Source organism: Tessaracoccus pujii (assembly GCF_055326215.1).
The window spans coordinates 311,320-326,252 of record NZ_JBUZNP010000002.1 but is presented as its reverse complement, the minus strand read 5'-3'; the positions used below and the strand labels follow the sequence as shown (position 1 = coordinate 326,252).

Here is a 14,933-nt window from a genome sequence, read left to right as displayed (position 1 = left end):
CGGCGTGTCGTGCCCGGGGAGGTGGGCACGGAACGTGCGGTAGACGCGCGGTACGGATGAGCTGTCAGCGGGGAAGGGCGATCATCTGGCAGGTGAGCCGGCCGACGGCGGTGGTGCGGCCCTCGTCGTCGACGATCTCCACCGAGTAGGTGACCACGCGCCCACCGAGGCGGACCGCGGTCGCGGTCCCCGTGACGCGCCCGGAGCGGGCCGCTCGCACGTGTGTGACGCTCAGGTCCACGCCGACGCCCGCGCGCTCCGGGTAGCCGTACGCCATCGCGCCCATCGACGCCAGCGTCTCGATCAGCACGCCCGACGCGCCGCCGTGCAGGAGGCCGAAGGGCTGCTCGTTGCCCTCAACGGGCATCGAGCCGACCACGCGCTCCGGCGTCAGCTCGGTGATCTCGACGCCCAGTTTCACGTCGAGGGGGGAGACGACGTCCGCCAGCCACGGGGGAACCCTGTTCATGGGGGAACTCTGCCACACGTGGCGCGCCTCAGGAGAGGCGCTGCACGCGGCACGATTCGCCGGTGTGCCGGCTTCGGTAGGCTCGCCGGTGTGACTGACTCGGGCAAGCTGCTGTTGATCGATGGCCATTCGGTGGCCTACCGCGCCTTCTTCGCGCTGCCCGTGGAGAACTTCGCCACCACGACGGGGCAGCACACCAACGCGGTGTTCGGGTTCACGTCGATGCTGATCAACGTGCTCCGCGACGAGATGCCCACGCACCTGGTGGTGGCCTTCGACGTGGCGCGCGAGTCGTTCCGCACCGAGCAGTACCCGGAGTACAAGGCCAACCGGGCCAAATCGCCCGAGGAGTTCAAGGGGCAGGTGGCGCTCGTCAAGGACGTCCTCGACGCCCTCAACATCCCCTGGCTGGAGATGCCGGGTTACGAGGCCGACGACATCATCGCCTCGCTGTCGACCCAGGCGGCCGCCGAGGGCTACGACGTCTACATCGTCTCGGGTGACCGGGATGCCATGCAGCTGGTCAATGACCACGTCACCGTGCTCTACCCGCGCAAGGGCGTCTCGGATCTCGCCCGCATGACGCCGGAGACCGTCACCGAGAAGTACCTGGTTTCCCCCACCCGCTACCCGGAGCTGGCGGCCCTCGTCGGTGAGACCAGCGACAACCTGCCGGGCGTCCCGGGCGTCGGCCCGAAGACGGCCGCCAAGTGGCTGGACCAGTTCGACGGGCTGGACAACCTCGTCGCCCGCGCCGAGCAGGTGCCGGGGAAGGCGGGGGAGTCGTTCCGCGCCAACCTCGACGGCGTGGTGCGCAACCGACGTCTCAACGCTCTGGTGTGCGACCTGGACCTGGGCATCACGCTGGACGCCACGCAGCGCCACGAGTGGGACCGCGAGCGCGTCCACCAGCTGTTCGACGCGCTGGAGTTCCGCGTGCTGCGCGAGCGGCTGCTCGAGCTGGCGCCGGCCGAGCCGGCCACGACGGAGAGCTTCTCGGTGCAGGGCGAGCGGGTGGCCACAGGAGGGGTCGCGGCGTGGCTCCAGGCCCACGCCGTGGGCCGCACGGCCGTGCACTTCGTCGGCCATTGGGGCGGCGGAGGTGGGGACGTCACGGCGCTGGCCCTTGCCGCCGCTGACGGTGCGGGTGCCTACATCGACACCGCGGACCTCTCGCCGGCCGACGACGCCGCCCTCGCGGAGTGGCTCGCGAATCCGGCCCACGCCAAGCTGGTACACGGCTCCAAGGGCCCCACGCTGGCCTGCTGGTCACGCGGGTGGGACCTCGTCGGCGTGGCCCAGGACACCCTGCTGGCCGCCTACCTGCTCCGTCCGGACCAGCGCACCTACGACCTGGGCGACCTCGTCGTCCGCTACCTGCAGCGTGAGCTGTCGGCGGAACCCGCCACCGCGGAGGCCCCGCAGGCGGCCCTGGACTTCGGCGACGCGGACGACGGCTCCGTCGACAGGGCGCTGCTGCACGCACGCGCCGTCTTCGACCTCGCCGACGCACTGGAGGCACAGCTGGTCGAGCGCAACGCCACCGCGCTGCTGGCGGACCTCGAACTCCCCTTGCAGCGCACCCTGGCCGAGATGGAGCGCGTGGGCGTCGCCGTCGACACGGCCCGGCTGCAGGCGCTGCGCGACGAGTTCGACGCGGCGGTCGCGGCCGCCCAGCAGGCCGCCTTCGACGTGCTGGGCCACGAGGTCAACCTCGGCTCACCCAAGCAGCTGCAGGCGGTGCTCTTCGACGAGCTCGCCATGCCCAAGACCCGCAAGACCAAGTCCGGCTACACCACGGACGCAGAGGCCCTGGAGTCGCTGTTCGCCAAGACGGAGCACCCCTTCCTCGGCCACCTGCTGGCACACCGGGACCAGATCCGGCTGCGGCAGACCGTCGACGGGCTGCTGGCCGCGATCGGCGACGACGGCCGCATCCACACCACCTACGTGCAGACCATCGCCGCCACGGGACGCCTGTCGTCGACGGACCCCAACCTGCAGAACATCCCCATCCGCACGTCCATGGGCCGCCAGATCCGCTCCGCGTTCATTCCGGGCGAGGGGTACGAGTCGCTGATGTCGGCGGACTACTCGCAGATCGAGATGAGGCTCATGGCCCACGCGAGCGGCGACGAGGGGCTGATCGAGGCGTTCACCTCCGGCCGCGACTTCCACAACGAGATGGCGTCGCTGGTGTTCCGCGTCGAGCCCGAGGACGTCACCGGTGAGATGCGCGCCAGGATCAAGGCCATGAACTACGGCCTGGCGTACGGCCTCAGCGCGTTCGGTCTGTCCAACCAGCTCAAGATCTCCGTGGGGGAGGCGAAGGCGCTGATGGAGGACTACTTCTCCCGGGTCGGCGGAGTCAGCGCGTACCTGGCCTCCGTCGTCGACGAGGCGCGTAGGACGGGGTTCACCGAGACCATGCTGGGCCGACGGCGGTACCTGCCGGACCTCACCACCACGAACCGGCAGCGCCGCGAGATGGCGGAGCGGGCGGCGCTCAACTCGCCCATCCAGGGATCTGCCGCCGACGTGATCAAGGTGGCCATGATCCGCGTGGCGAGCGCGCTGTCACGGGAGGGGTTGGCCAGCCGGATGCTGTTGCAGGTGCACGACGAGCTCGTGTTCGAGGTGGCGCCGGGCGAGCGGGAACGGTTGACGGAAGTGGTGAGGGCGGAGATGACCGGTGCCTTCACGCTGGCCGTGCCGCTCGAGGTGTCGGTCGGGGTGGGCGGCTCGTGGCAGTCCGCCGCCCACTGACTCAGGCCGGGACCGGGGTTCCGTAGAAGAAGATCCGCGAGTCCCAGTCCTCCGTGGAGCGGTTGAAGTCCCAGCAGATGATGATGGCCAGCTGCGGGTCGCCCGTGTAGTCCACCATGACGTCGGAGTTCGGGTCGTAGTCCGCCACCCACACCTTGGTGGCGCCGGTGAATTCGTAGCACTGGACCTGGCCGTCGTCGCCGTACAGCTTGATCAGGTCCCCGGCCGCCAGCTGCGGCTGGCCCCCCGCGTAGAGCTCGTTGCCGAGCGCCTTTCCGGTGCGGTACGTGTGGATCGACAGCAGCGCCTTGCCCGCGTCGCTGCCTGGCATCGGGCCCGCGTTCCACCAGGACGCGGTGCGGGGCTCGTCCTTGGGTGGGGCCGCGATATTGCCGTCCTCGTCCAGGTTGAGCGACACGACCCGCTCGTCGGCGCCCATCGCGGGAATCGCGAAGCGGGTGGGGACGAATCCGCCGGCCGGCACCGTGCAATCCGCCAGTGCCGGGTCGGCCGGAGCGGAGGGGGACGGGCTGGCCGTCAGGGAGGGGATGGCTGACGGGGTGGCAGCCGGCGTCGGGGTGGGGGAGGCGGTGGGCGTCGGTGACGCGACCGGCGCCGCCACAGTGTCCCCGCCGCGGGGGAGGATGAGCGCGATCAGCGCGACGACGGCGACTGCGACGGCGAGGACGACGACCAGCGTCAAGCGGGAGCGACGGGGGTGCGGGGTGGAGCTCACGGAGCCAGCTTATGCAGTGGTCGGTTCGGGCCGGAACGGCCGGCCAGGCCAAGCCGGGAGAGCGGCGCTCGTCAGGTTGCTCTCGACCCCTCATGGCAGCTACGCTGAGCGGGCATTGTGGCCTGCATTCCCTCAGACGGAGTAGGGACCGCGCGTTTCGACAGGGCCCCGGTGCATTGTCATTCATTTTCGGAGCCCTACTACATGACCTCCTCCACTGAGGCATCGACGATCGCCGTCGACGACTTCGCATCACCTGAGGCCTTCATGGCCGCGGTGGACGCCACCATCAAGTACTTCAACGACGGAGACATCGTCTCTGGCATCGTCGTCAAGGTCGACCGGGACGAGGTCCTGCTCGACATCGGTTACAAGACCGAAGGCGTCATCCCCTCCAAGGAACTCTCCATCAAGCACGATGTGGACCCGTTCGACGTCGTCAAGGTCGGCGACGAGATCGAGGCCCTCGTCCAGCAGAAGGAGGACAAGGAGGGTCGTCTGATCCTGTCCAAGAAGCGCGCACAGTACGAGCGCGCCTGGGGCACGATCGAGAAGATCAAGGAAGAGGACGGCGTCGTCACCGGCCACGTCATCGAGGTGGTCAAGGGTGGCCTCATCGTGGACATCGGCCTGCGCGGCTTCCTGCCGGCCTCCCTCGTCGAGATGCGTCGCGTCCGCGACCTCCAGCCCTACGTGGGCATGGAGCTCGAAGCCAAGATCATCGAGCTGGACAAGAACCGCAACAACGTGGTCCTGTCCCGCCGCGCCTACCTGGAGCAGACGCAGTCCGAGGTGCGCCAGACGTTCCTCACCGGCCTGCAGAAGGGCCAGATCCGCAAGGGTGTCGTGTCCTCCATCGTCAACTTCGGCGCGTTCGTCGATCTGGGCGGCGTGGACGGCCTCGTGCACGTCTCCGAGCTGTCCTGGAAGCACATCGACCACCCCAACGAGGTCGTCGAGGTGGGCATGCCCGTCACCGTCGAGGTGCTCGAGGTGGACATGGACCGCGAGCGCGTCTCGCTGTCGCTCAAGGCCACGCAGGAAGATCCGTGGCAGACGTTCGCGCGCCTGCACCAGATCGGCCAGATCGTTCCCGGTAAGGTCACCAAGCTCGTCCCCTTCGGCGCGTTCGTGCGCGTCGGCGAGGGCATCGAGGGCCTGGTGCACGTCTCCGAGCTCGCCGAACGCCACGTCGAGATCCCGGAGCAGGTTGTCTCCGTGGGCGACGACCGCATGGTCAAGGTCATCGACATCGACCTCGAGCGTCGCCGCGTCTCGCTGTCGCTGAAGCAGGCCAACGAGGGCGTCGATGTCGCGGCTGACGACTTCGATCCGCTGCTCTACGGCATGCAGGCGTCCTACGACGATCAGGGTAACTACATCTACCCCGAGGGCTTCGATCCGGAGACCAACGACTGGAAGGAAGGCTTCGACGAGCAGCGCGCTGCCTGGGAAGCCCAGTACGCCCAGGCGCACGCACTGTGGGAGACCCACAAGCGTCAGGTCGAGTCCGCTGAGACCGCGGATCGCGACGCCTCCACGCTCGCCGCGGCCGGCTACACCACCGAGTCCGAGGGTTCGGGCGAACTCGCCTCCGATGAGACCCTGCAGGCTCTGCGGGACAAGCTCACCGGCGGTCGCTGACCGACAGGCACCAAGGAGCCGCCCCCCTCATGCGAGGGGGGCGGCTCCTTGCGTATGTCAGACTGCGCGCCGGCCGGTGACCAGGTTGTAGACCAGGATGGCCAGGGCGACGAGCAGCAGTAGGTGGATGAAGCCACCGGCGACCTTGGCGATCAGCCCGATCAGCCAGAGCGCAATGATGACCACGAACACGATCCACAGGATTCTTGCCATGGACGGAACCTCCTCAGGTAGGTGAGCGTGTCTCCAGCCTAACGGCGATAGCATCGGGCCATGGCACGGATCGCGCTGACGGGGGGCATCGCCTCCGGCAAGTCCATGGTGGCCGACGAACTGGCCAGGCTGGGCGCCGTCGTCGTGGACGCGGATCTCATCGCCCGCGAGGTGGTTGAGCCGGGCTCTGAGGGGCTCCGGCGCATCGTCGAGCGGTTCGGTGCCGGGATGCTGCGCCCGGACGGCACGCTGGACCGCGCCCAGCTCGGTGACCTGATCTTCGCCGATGACGAGGCGCGGGAGGATCTCAACGCGATCGTGCACCCCCTGGTTCGGGCCCGCTCGGACGAGCTGGTCGCGGCCGCACCCCCCGGGTCGGTGGCCGTCCAGGTGATTCCCCTGCTCGTGGAGACGGGCCTGGACAAGGCCTTCGACCACATCATCGTCGTGGACGTGCCGACCGAGACCCAGGTCCGGCGCCTCATGAACCGCAACGACCTCGGCCCCGACCAGGCACGCGCGCGGGTGCGCGTGCAGGCGTCCCGGGCGGACCGCAGGGCGGCGGCGGACTGGGTGATCGACAACTCGGGGGACCAGGCCGCCACGGTCGCCCAGGTCGAGGCGCTCTGGCCCAGCCTCGTCGCCCTCGCCGGGTGAGCGCTACGCGTCGGTGCCCTCCCATGGGGGGCAGGCGCACACCAGGTGGCGGTCGCCGTAGGCGTTGTCCACCCGGCCGACGGGCGGCCAGTACTTGTCCACCCGGAACGCTCCCGGCGGGAAGCAGCCCTGCTCCCGCGAGTACGGGCGGTCCCACTCACCCACCAGGTCCTGGGCGGTGTGCGGGGCGCGCCGCAGCGGAGACTCCTCGGCCGTCATCCCGCCCGCGACCACCACGTCGGCCTCACGCGCGATGTCGAGCATCGCGGTGACGAAGCGGTCCAGCTCGGCCAGGGTCTCCGATTCGGTGGGCTCCACCATGAGCGTCCCCGGCACCGGGAACGACATCGTGGGGGCGTGGAAGCCGTGGTCGATGAGCCGCTTGGCGATGTCGTCGACGGTGACACCGTGGGCGGCGTAGCCGCGGGGATCCAGGATGCACTCGTGCGCCACCCGCCCTCGCGCCCCGCGGTAGAGGATCGGGAAGGAGCCGCTGAGCCTGGCCGCCAGGTAGTTGGCGCTCAATATCGCGACCCTCGTGGCCTGGGTCAGCCCCGCCCCGCCCATCAGCAGCACGTATGCCCAGGAGATGAGGAGGATCGACGCGGACCCGAGCGGCGCCGCCGACACCGCGCCGGGCTCGCCGGTCCGCGGGTCGCCGGGGAGGTGCTCGACGAGATGACTCTTGACCCCGATCGGACCCATGCCCGGGCCGCCGCCTCCGTGGGGGATGGCGAAGGTCTTGTGCAGATTGAGGTGGGAGACGTCTCCGCCGATGTCGCCCGGCCGCACGAGACCCACCATGGCGTTCATGTTGGCGCCGTCGATGTAGACCTGCCCGCCGAACTCGTGGGTGATGTCACACACCTGCCGTACGGATTCCTCGAACACGCCGTGGGTCGACGGGTAGGTGAGCATCACCGCGGCCAGCGCGTCGCCGGCGGACTCCGCCTTCGCGCGGAAGTCGTCGACGTCGATCTCGCCGTCCACGGTGGCCCTGACCGCCACCACCCGCATGCCCGCCATCTGGGCGGACGCGGGATTTGTGCCATGGGCGGAGGTGGGGATGAGGCACACGTCACGCCGCTCACCGCGGGCGCGGTGGTAGGCGGCGATGGTCAACAGCCCCGCGTATTCGCCCTGGGCGCCGGAGTTGGGTTGCATGGAGAACGCGTCGTATCCCGTGATCTCGCACAGCTTCCGCTCCAGGTCCTCGACCATCTCCGCGTAGCCGGCGGCCTGATGGGCCGGCGCGTAGGGGTGGAGGGCGCCGAACTCGGGCCACGTCAGCGGCATCATCTCGGCCGCGGCGTTGAGCTTCATGGTGCACGAGCCGAGCGGGATCATGGCCCGGTCCAGCGCCAGGTCGCGGTCGCTCAACCGCCGCATGTAGCGCATCATCTCGGACTCTGCCCGGTTCATATGGAAGACGGGATGGGCCAGGTACTCGCTGGTGCGCAGCAGCGCGTCCGGGATGGCCGGCTCGTCGGCCAGGCCCGGGCGCTCGTCGATGCCGAAGGCGTCCAGGACCCTGCCGAGCACGTCGAGGTCCGTGGTCTCGTCGAGCGAGATGCCCACCCGGTCACGGCCAACGCGGCGCAGGTTGATGCCCCGATGCTCGGCGGCCGCCAGGATGCCGGCCTGACCCACGCCCACCCGCACCGTGACGGTGTCGAAGAAGTGCTCCGGCTCCACCTCGGCACCGTTGGCGCGCAGCGTCGACGCGAGGGTGGCGGCCATGAGGTGGGTGCGCTGGGCGATGGCGCGCAGCCCGACGGGGCCGTGGAACACGGCGTAGAACGATGCCATGACTGCCAGCAACGCCTGCGCCGTGCACACGTTCGACGTCGCCTTCTCCCGGCGGATGTGCTGTTCGCGGGTCTGCAGCGCAAGCCGGTAGGCCCTGGTGCCCGCGGCGTCCACCGAGACCCCGACGAGCCGGCCGGGCATGGCCCGTTTCAGCTCGTCGCGGCACGACAGGAACGCGGCGTGCGGGCCGCCGAAGCCCATGGGCACGCCGAAACGCTGCGCCGAGCCGATGGCGATGTCCGCGCCCATGGCACCCGGCTCCTTCAGGACGCACAGGGCCAGCAGGTCCGTGGCGACGACGGCGATGCCCCCGGCCTCGCGGACCGCGGCGCACTGCGCGGTGAGGTCGCGCACGTGGCCGTAGGTCCCGGGGTGCGCGAAGATGGCCCCGCACAGGTCGTCGGCGACGAACCCGTCGACCGGACCCACCACGAGTTCCATGCCCAGCGGCCGCGCGCGGGTCGCGAGGACGGCGAGCACCTGGGGGTGCAGGTCGTCGGCGGCGAAGAACCGGCTGCTCGTCGACTTCGCCGTTCGCCTGGCCATCCCCATGGCCTCCGCCGCCGCGGTGGCCTCGTCCAGCAGGCTGGCGTTGGCGATCGGCAGGCCGGTGAGGTCCGCCACCATGGTCTGGAAGTTGAGCAGCGCCTCGAGCCGGCCCTGGGCGATCTCCGGCTGGTATGGCGTGTAGGCCGTGTACCACGCCGGGTTCTCCAGCACGTTGCGCTGAATGGCCGGCGGCGTGACCGTGCCGTAGTACCCCTGGCCGATGAGGGAGGTGGCCACCTGGTTCCTGGCGGCCACGGCGCGCAGCCGCTGCGTGAGCTGATGCTCGGTGAGAGCCTCCCACGTCAACGGGTCCGCCTGCCGGAGCCCTTCGGGGACCGTCTGGTCGATCAGCTCGTCGAGAGAGCCGACGCCGATGGCCTCGAGCATCCGCTCCATCTCGGCCGGGCTGGGCCCGATGTGGCGACGGTGGGCGAAGTCGTCCGGGTCGTAGTCGACCCGCTGCCAGGCCCCCGTCATGCGCCGATGAGTGCGGTGTAGGCGTCCTCGTCGAGGAACTGGTCCACGTCGTCAGGATCGGTGGGGGTCATCCGGAAGAACCAGGTGCCCTCCGCGTCCTCGTTGACCAGCCCGGGATTGTCCGCCAGTTCGCCGTTGACGGCGGTCACCACGCCGCTGATGGGGGCCATGATCTCGGAGGCCGCCTTGACGGACTCGATCACCACCACCTCGGCGCCCGCGACCAGCTCCGTGCCCACCTCGGGCAACTCGATGAACACGATCTCGCCCAGCTCCTTGGCGGCGAACTCGGTGATCCCGACGGCGAAGTCGGACCCGTCGGTGTCGATCCACTCGTGGCTCTCGGTGTACTTGATCATGGGGGTGTCTCCTCAGCGCTTGTAGGACGGGGTGATGAAGGGGAGGTCGACGACATCGACGGGGACGCGCTTGCCGCGCAGCTCCGCCACGACGGTGGGGCCAACGTCCGTGGGGAGCATGGCCATGGCGATGGGGTGGGCCACGGTGGGCCCGTAGCCGCCGGACGTCACGGCCCCGAGGGGCTCGGTGGCGCCCGCGTCGGCGAACAGGAGGACGCCCTCCCGGATGGGGGCCCGGCCCTCGGGGCGCAGCCCGCGCCGCACCCGCGCGGCGCCGTCGCGCAGCTCGGCCAGCACCACCTCGGCGCCGGGGAAGCCGCCCGCGCGCGCCCCGCCGTCGCGGCGCACCTTGGGCACTGCCCAGCCGAGCGCGGCCTGGGCGGGTGTGATGTCCGGGGAAAGATCGTGCCCGTAGAGCGGCATCCCGGCCTCGAGGCGCAGCGAGTCCCTGGCGCCGAGTCCGGCGGGGAGCACCCCGTCGACCGAGAGGAGCGCGCGGGCGAAGCGCTCTGCGTCCGCGTCGGGGACGGAGATCTCGAAGCCGTCCTCGCCGGTGTAGCCGGACCGCGACACCCACACCTCCCGACCCTCCCACTGGAGGGGGAGCGAGTCCATGAAGGTCAGGCCGGTCACCGCCGGGATGAGGGTGGCCAGCGCGGCCTCGGATTCCGGGCCCTGCAGCGCCAGCAGCGCCCTGTCGGTGACGTGCTCGACGGTGACGTCCTCCAGTTGCGCCAGCCAGGCCAGGTCGTGTGCGGTCCGCGCCGCGTTGACCACGAGGAGGAACCGGTCACCGTGGTGGGCGACCATCAGGTCGTCCAGGATGCCCCCGTTCTCGTCGGTGAACAGTCCGTACCGCTGCCGGTGCTCGGCCAGGCCGAGGATGCTGGCGGGGATCAGCCGCTCCAGCGCCACCGCCGCGACACTCGTGTCCCCGGGCCGCGGCCGGACCAGCACCTGACCCATGTGGGACACGTCGAACAGGCTGGCGCGCGAGCGGGTGTGCAGGTGCTCAGGCATCACCCCGGCGAACTGCACGGGCAACTCCCAGCCCGCGAACTCGACGAGCTTCCCGCCGGATTCGAGGTGGAGATCGTGCAGTGCAGTGGTCAGCAGTGACATGGCTTGCCCCTTCCCGCCGGGTGACGGCGCCGTCGGGCGGCGTGATCCACCCTAGCGCCCCCTCTGTCGCGGTGCCTGAGATTTTTGATCCGTCGGCGGGCCTGGCGGCCTCTTTCCAGAGCTTGTCCTGCGTGCGCGGTCCTGGGGCCTGAGAGTTTCCGGGGCGGTTGCTCCTTCGGCATCGGCAGAGCCGATTCTCCCGCGAACGGGCCTCACTCTAGACGACGACGGGGCCCGAGGTCACGCGGCAGCCGTCAGTGGACCCCGGCCCACGCGACCGCGTGGCGAGGCTCCAGCCCGGCGGCGCGGTAGCAGGCGTCGATGACCTCCATCGTGGCGATGGAATCAGCCGCGTCGATCACCACGGGCCCACCGTGCTCGACGGCGGCGACGAACGCGGCGAGCTGCTCGCCGTAGCTGGTCACGTCCGGGGCCACCGTCTCCGTCGTGGACTGCCCGTCCACCGTCACGGTGAGCGAGTTGCCGCCGTGCGGCTTGACGAAGCCCTCGATCTCGAGGGTGCCGAGGGTGCCGACGAGGCGCGCGGACTGCTTCTCGACGTCCTCGAAGAGCGAGCTGGATGCGACGGCGGTGATGCCGCCGGGGAACTCGAGCTGCGCGGTGAGCGCCTCGTCGATCTGACCGCCCGCGAATCTTCGCGCCTCGGCGGACACGACGGTGGGCTCCGCCTTGAGCAGCGTGCGCAGCAGGTGGATGGAGTAGCAGCCGAGATCCATCGTGGCGCCGCCGGCAAGCTCCCAGTTGTACCGGATGTTGCTGCGGTCCGCCACCTGCACGTCGAACACGGCGCTGGCGGACAGGACCGGGCCGATGGTGCCGGCGGCCAGGATCTCCTCCGCGCGGTGGATGAGGGGATGGTGCCGGTAGTGGAACGCCTCCATCACGACCACCGGCAGGCCCGAGACGGCCTCGACGACCCGCCTGGCCTCCTCGGCGTTGGAGGCGTACGGCTTCTCCACCAGGACGTGCTTGCCGGCCTGGGCCGCGCGGACGGTCCACTCGGCGTGGGCGGAGTTGGGCAGCGGGATATAGACGGCGTCCACGTCCGGGGAGGCGAGGAGGGCCTCGTAGGACTCCAGCACCTGCTCGACGCCGTGCTCGGCGGCGAACTCCTCCGCGCGCCCGCGGTTGCGGGCCGCGACGGCGGTGAGCCGCACGTCGTCGTTGGCCCGGGCGGGGGCGATGAGGGCCGAGGGGGTGATCCCGGCGGCGCCGAGGATGCCGAAACGCACGGTCATGGTGGCCTCTCTTCAGTGGTGGTGCGGTCAGTCTAGGGGGGCCTCCGGGAGGGGCATGGCCCGAGGGCTACCTGCTGGCCTCGATCATGGCGCGCAGTTCCTTCTTGAGGTCCGCCACCTCGTCGCGGTGGCGGGCCGCCACCTCGAACTGCAGCTCGGCGGCCGCCTGGTGCATGGCGGAGGTGAGCTCCTCGATCAGCGTGGCCAGCTCGGTCTGCGCCATCGTCGACGGGTCCAGTCCCTTGCGGCCGGAGGGCTTGGCGGCCTCGAGGAGCTCGTCGGTGTCCGCGTCCTCCCGGGCGAGCATCTCCGACACTGCGGCGATGCGCTTGCGCAGGGGCTGCGGGTCGATGCCGCGCTCGGTGTTGTAGGCCACCTGGATGGCGCGGCGCCGGTTGGTCTCCTCGATGGCCGCCTCCATCGACGGGGTGATCTTGTCCGCGTACATGTGCACCTGCCCCGCCACATTTCGGGCGGCTCGCCCGATGGTCTGGATGAGCGAGCGGGCCGAGCGGAGGAACCCCTCCTTGTCCGCGTCGAGGATGGCCACCAGCGAGACCTCGGGCAGGTCGAGGCCCTCCCGCAGCAGGTTGATGCCCACCAGCACGTCGTACTCGCCCAGCCTCAGCTCGCGAAGGAGCTCGATGCGGCGGATGGTGTCGATGTCCGAGTGCAGGTAGCGGGTGCGGATGCCGTGGTCCATCAGATAGTCGGTGAGGTCCTCGGCCATCTTCTTGGTGAGGGTGGTGACCAGGACGCGCTCGTTGCGTTCGACGCGCAGCTTCACCTCGGCCATCAGGTCGTCGATCTGGCCCTTGGTGGGCTTGAGGATCACCTCCGGGTCCACCAGCCCGGTGGGACGGATGATCTGCTCGACGAAGCCGTCCGAGCGCTCCATCTCGTAGGGGCCGGGGGTGGCGGACAGGTAGACCGTCTGGCCGATCCGCTGCACGAACTCGTCGAACTTCAGCGGCCGGTTGTCGATGGCGCTGGGCAGCCGGAACCCGTGCTCCACCAGGGTGCGCTTGCGGGAGGCGTCGCCCTCGTACATGCCCCCGATCTGCGGGATGGTGACGTGGCTCTCGTCGACGATGAGGACGAAATCCTCCGGGAAGTAGTCCACCAGACAGCTGGGCGCCGACCCGGCCGTGCGCCCGTCGATGTGGCGGGAGTAGTTCTCGATGCCCGAGCAGGTGCCGATCTGACGCATCATCTCGATGTCGTAGCTGGTGCGCATCCGCAGCCGCTGCGCCTCCAGCAGCTTGCCCTGGGACTCGAATTCCGCCAGCCGCAGCGCCAGCTCCGCCTCGATCCCGCTGATCGCCCGCTCAATGCGGCCCGGGCCGGCCGAATAGTGCGTGGCGGGGAAGATGTAGATCTCCTGCTCCTCCCGGATCACGGTGCCGGTCAGCGGGTGCATGGTGGCGATGCGCTCGATCTCGTCACCGAAGAACTCCACCCGCACGGCGTTCTCCTCATACACGGGGAAGATCTCCAACGTGTCGCCCTTGACGCGGAAGGTGCCGCGGCCCGCCCCGATGTCGTTGCGGGCGTACTGGATGTCCACCAGGTGCCGCAGCAACTCGTCGCGATCCATCTCGCCGCCGACGCGGAGCGTGACGCGCTGCTCGAGGTACTCCTGAGGCGTGCCGAGGCCGTAGATGGCGGAGACGGTGGCCACCACGATCACATCCCGGCGGGTGAGCAGGGAACTGGTGGCCGCGTGGCGCATCCGCTCCACCTCCTCGTTGAGGGAGGAGTCCTTCTCGATGTAGGTGTCCGTCTGCGGAAGGTAGGCCTCCGGCTGGTAGTAGTCGTAGTAGGACACGAAGTACTCGATGGCGTTGTTGGGCAGCAGGTCCCGCAGTTCGTTGGCGAACTGCGCCGCCAGGGTCTTGTTGGGCTGCATCACCAGCATGGGCCGCTGAAGCCGCTCGGCCAGCCACGCGACCGTGGCGGTCTTGCCGGTTCCGGTGGCGCCGAGGAGCACCACGTCCTGCTCGCCGCTGCCGATGCGGCGCTCCAGCTCGGCGATGGCGCGGGGCTGATCTCCGGACGGCCGGTACTCGGAAATCACCTGCAGCGGCGCCACCTGGCGCTGGAGCTCTTCGATGGGACGCATACCAGCCAGGGTAATAGGCCCCGGCGACAGTCTCGCCGGTGGCGAGCGCCCGTCAGGACCAGGAGCGGATCAGCCGGGGGGACTTGACGCCACGCGCGAGCCAGGCGATGAGGTCACCGGCGGGCCCGCGCACCTCTGCCCGGTCTCCGTCACCCTCAAGCGTGGCCTCGTAGCCCTCGTCGGCCACCAGCCGCAGCGACGGTGGGTGGTGGCGCTCGGTCATGCGCTCCACCTGGAACGCCAGCAGCGACACCGCCGTCTCCGGTGCCAGGTCGGTGGTGGAGGTGTCGCTTCCCATGTCCATGTGGTGCAGCACCACCTCGCCCAGCCGCGCCAGGGGGATCTGCCAGGCGTGGATGGGATAGTCCGGCCGCAGCCACACCCGGGTGTCGTCGCCCTCCAGCGCGCCCAGGAGCTCCTGGAGCTCGCTGGCGGTGGTGTCCAGGTGGATCTGCAGCTCGAGGCCGCCGGCCAGTGCGCCGAGCTCGATGCTGCGGCGCTCCGCGTCGTCCGAGACGTGCATGGTGCAGGGCCGTCCGGAGTGCATGCCGTCGATGACCCTGACGAGGCCGCGGGCCCCGTCGACGAGGTGCGCGGCCACGTGGCTGCGGGTCCAGCCCGGCAGCGTCGTCGGCCTGGCCCAGTCCTCATCCGAGAAGCTGATGGTGTGCCCCAGGAGGAGGGAGGTGTGCTCGCGGACGGCGGCCACCACGTCTGCGAAGCGGGCGCGGCTCGTGGACATGGTCCCAAC

General features: G+C 70.0%; 12 protein-coding genes and 1 riboswitch. Of the genes, 3 read left to right on the top strand and 9 right to left on the bottom strand.

Features of this window, described 5'->3' with window-relative positions; all coding sequences use genetic code 11:
• Positions 1–64 precede the first annotated feature (64 nt).
• Positions 65–469 (bottom strand): PaaI family thioesterase, encoded by a 405-nt coding sequence (locus tag ACZK5N_RS03570; protein WP_459020115.1) that lies wholly within the window; start codon positions 467–469, stop codon positions 65–67.
• 90 nt (positions 470–559) lie between these two features.
• On the opposite strand from ACZK5N_RS03570, the gene polA reads away from it, so the two are divergent.
• A complete protein-coding gene (gene polA / locus ACZK5N_RS03565) occupies positions 560–3,235 on the top strand; it encodes a DNA polymerase I (RefSeq protein WP_459020114.1) in 2,676 nt (891 codons plus the stop codon).
• 1 nt (position 3,236) lies between these two features.
• Here polA and ACZK5N_RS03560 read toward each other — a convergent pair whose 3' ends face one another.
• On the bottom strand, positions 3,237–3,971 hold the full coding sequence (locus ACZK5N_RS03560; RefSeq protein WP_459020113.1) for a class F sortase: 735 nt from the start codon (positions 3,969–3,971) through the stop codon (positions 3,237–3,239).
• 204 nt (positions 3,972–4,175) lie between these two features.
• On the opposite strand from ACZK5N_RS03560, the gene rpsA reads away from it, so the two are divergent.
• Positions 4,176–5,615, top strand: a complete 1,440-nt coding sequence (rpsA, locus tag ACZK5N_RS03555; protein WP_459020112.1) for a 30S ribosomal protein S1 — start codon at positions 4,176–4,178, stop codon at positions 5,613–5,615.
• A 57-nt stretch (positions 5,616–5,672) separates the two neighbouring features.
• On the opposite strand, the gene ACZK5N_RS03550 is transcribed toward rpsA, so the two are convergent.
• Positions 5,673–5,828, bottom strand: coding sequence for a lmo0937 family membrane protein (locus tag ACZK5N_RS03550; protein ID WP_459020111.1), 156 nt, complete (start codon positions 5,826–5,828; stop codon positions 5,673–5,675).
• 60 nt (positions 5,829–5,888) lie between these two features.
• On the opposite strand from ACZK5N_RS03550, the gene coaE reads away from it, so the two are divergent.
• Positions 5,889–6,485, top strand: a complete 597-nt coding sequence (coaE, locus tag ACZK5N_RS03545) for a dephospho-CoA kinase (RefSeq protein WP_459020110.1) — start codon at positions 5,889–5,891, stop codon at positions 6,483–6,485.
• A 3-nt stretch (positions 6,486–6,488) separates the two neighbouring features.
• On the opposite strand, the gene gcvP is transcribed toward coaE, so the two are convergent.
• The 6 genes from gcvP to ACZK5N_RS03515 all read right to left on the bottom strand — a co-directional run bounded on the left by gcvP (position 6,489) and on the right by ACZK5N_RS03515 (position 14,924).
• Positions 6,489–9,320 (bottom strand): aminomethyl-transferring glycine dehydrogenase, encoded by a 2,832-nt coding sequence (gcvP, locus tag ACZK5N_RS03540; protein WP_459020109.1) that lies wholly within the window; start codon positions 9,318–9,320, stop codon positions 6,489–6,491.
• Positions 9,317–9,679 (bottom strand): glycine cleavage system protein GcvH, encoded by a 363-nt coding sequence (gcvH, locus tag ACZK5N_RS03535; protein WP_459020108.1) that lies wholly within the window; start codon positions 9,677–9,679, stop codon positions 9,317–9,319. Before gcvH ends, gcvP begins: the two co-directional genes overlap by 4 nt.
• Before the next feature lie 12 nt (positions 9,680–9,691).
• Positions 9,692–10,801: a glycine cleavage system aminomethyltransferase GcvT gene (gene gcvT, locus ACZK5N_RS03530; RefSeq protein ID WP_459020107.1), complete on the bottom strand. Its 1,110-nt coding sequence runs from the start codon at positions 10,799–10,801 to the stop codon at positions 9,692–9,694.
• Between the two features lie 126 nt (positions 10,802–10,927).
• A riboswitch (glycine riboswitch) is annotated at positions 10,928–11,013 on the bottom strand.
• A 42-nt stretch (positions 11,014–11,055) separates the two neighbouring features.
• Positions 11,056–12,060: a Gfo/Idh/MocA family protein gene (locus ACZK5N_RS03525; protein WP_459020106.1), complete on the bottom strand. Its 1,005-nt coding sequence runs from the start codon at positions 12,058–12,060 to the stop codon at positions 11,056–11,058.
• Positions 12,061–12,127: 67 nt separating this feature from the next.
• Positions 12,128–14,182: an excinuclease ABC subunit UvrB gene (gene uvrB, locus ACZK5N_RS03520; protein WP_459020105.1), complete on the bottom strand. Its 2,055-nt coding sequence runs from the start codon at positions 14,180–14,182 to the stop codon at positions 12,128–12,130.
• A 52-nt stretch (positions 14,183–14,234) separates the two neighbouring features.
• Complete coding sequence (locus tag ACZK5N_RS03515; protein ID WP_459020104.1) at positions 14,235–14,924, bottom strand: maleylpyruvate isomerase family mycothiol-dependent enzyme; 690 nt, start codon at positions 14,922–14,924, stop codon at positions 14,235–14,237.
• Positions 14,925–14,933 lie beyond the last annotated feature (9 nt).

What these genes read in the sequence shown, in the direction of transcription:
- ACZK5N_RS03525 (WP_459020106.1), bottom strand. Translation starts at nt 12,060, where the DNA reads ATGACCGTGCGTTTCGGCATCCTCGGCGCCGCCGGGATCACCCCCTCG.
- gcvH (WP_459020108.1), bottom strand. Translation starts at nt 9,679, where the DNA reads ATGATCAAGTACACCGAGAGCCACGAGTGGATCGACACCGACGGGTCC.
- coaE (WP_459020110.1), top strand. Translation starts at nt 5,889, where the DNA reads ATGGCACGGATCGCGCTGACGGGGGGCATCGCCTCCGGCAAGTCCATG.
- ACZK5N_RS03570 (WP_459020115.1), bottom strand. Translation starts at nt 469, where the DNA reads ATGAACAGGGTTCCCCCGTGGCTGGCGGACGTCGTCTCCCCCCTCGAC.
- rpsA (WP_459020112.1), top strand. Translation starts at nt 4,176, where the DNA reads ATGACCTCCTCCACTGAGGCATCGACGATCGCCGTCGACGACTTCGCA.
- ACZK5N_RS03515 (WP_459020104.1), bottom strand. Translation starts at nt 14,924, where the DNA reads ATGTCCACGAGCCGCGCCCGCTTCGCAGACGTGGTGGCCGCCGTCCGC.
- ACZK5N_RS03550 (WP_459020111.1), bottom strand. Translation starts at nt 5,828, where the DNA reads ATGGCAAGAATCCTGTGGATCGTGTTCGTGGTCATCATTGCGCTCTGG.
- uvrB (WP_459020105.1), bottom strand. Translation starts at nt 14,182, where the DNA reads ATGCGTCCCATCGAAGAGCTCCAGCGCCAGGTGGCGCCGCTGCAGGTG.
- gcvP (WP_459020109.1), bottom strand. Translation starts at nt 9,320, where the DNA reads ATGACGGGGGCCTGGCAGCGGGTCGACTACGACCCGGACGACTTCGCC.
- gcvT (WP_459020107.1), bottom strand. Translation starts at nt 10,801, where the DNA reads ATGTCACTGCTGACCACTGCACTGCACGATCTCCACCTCGAATCCGGC.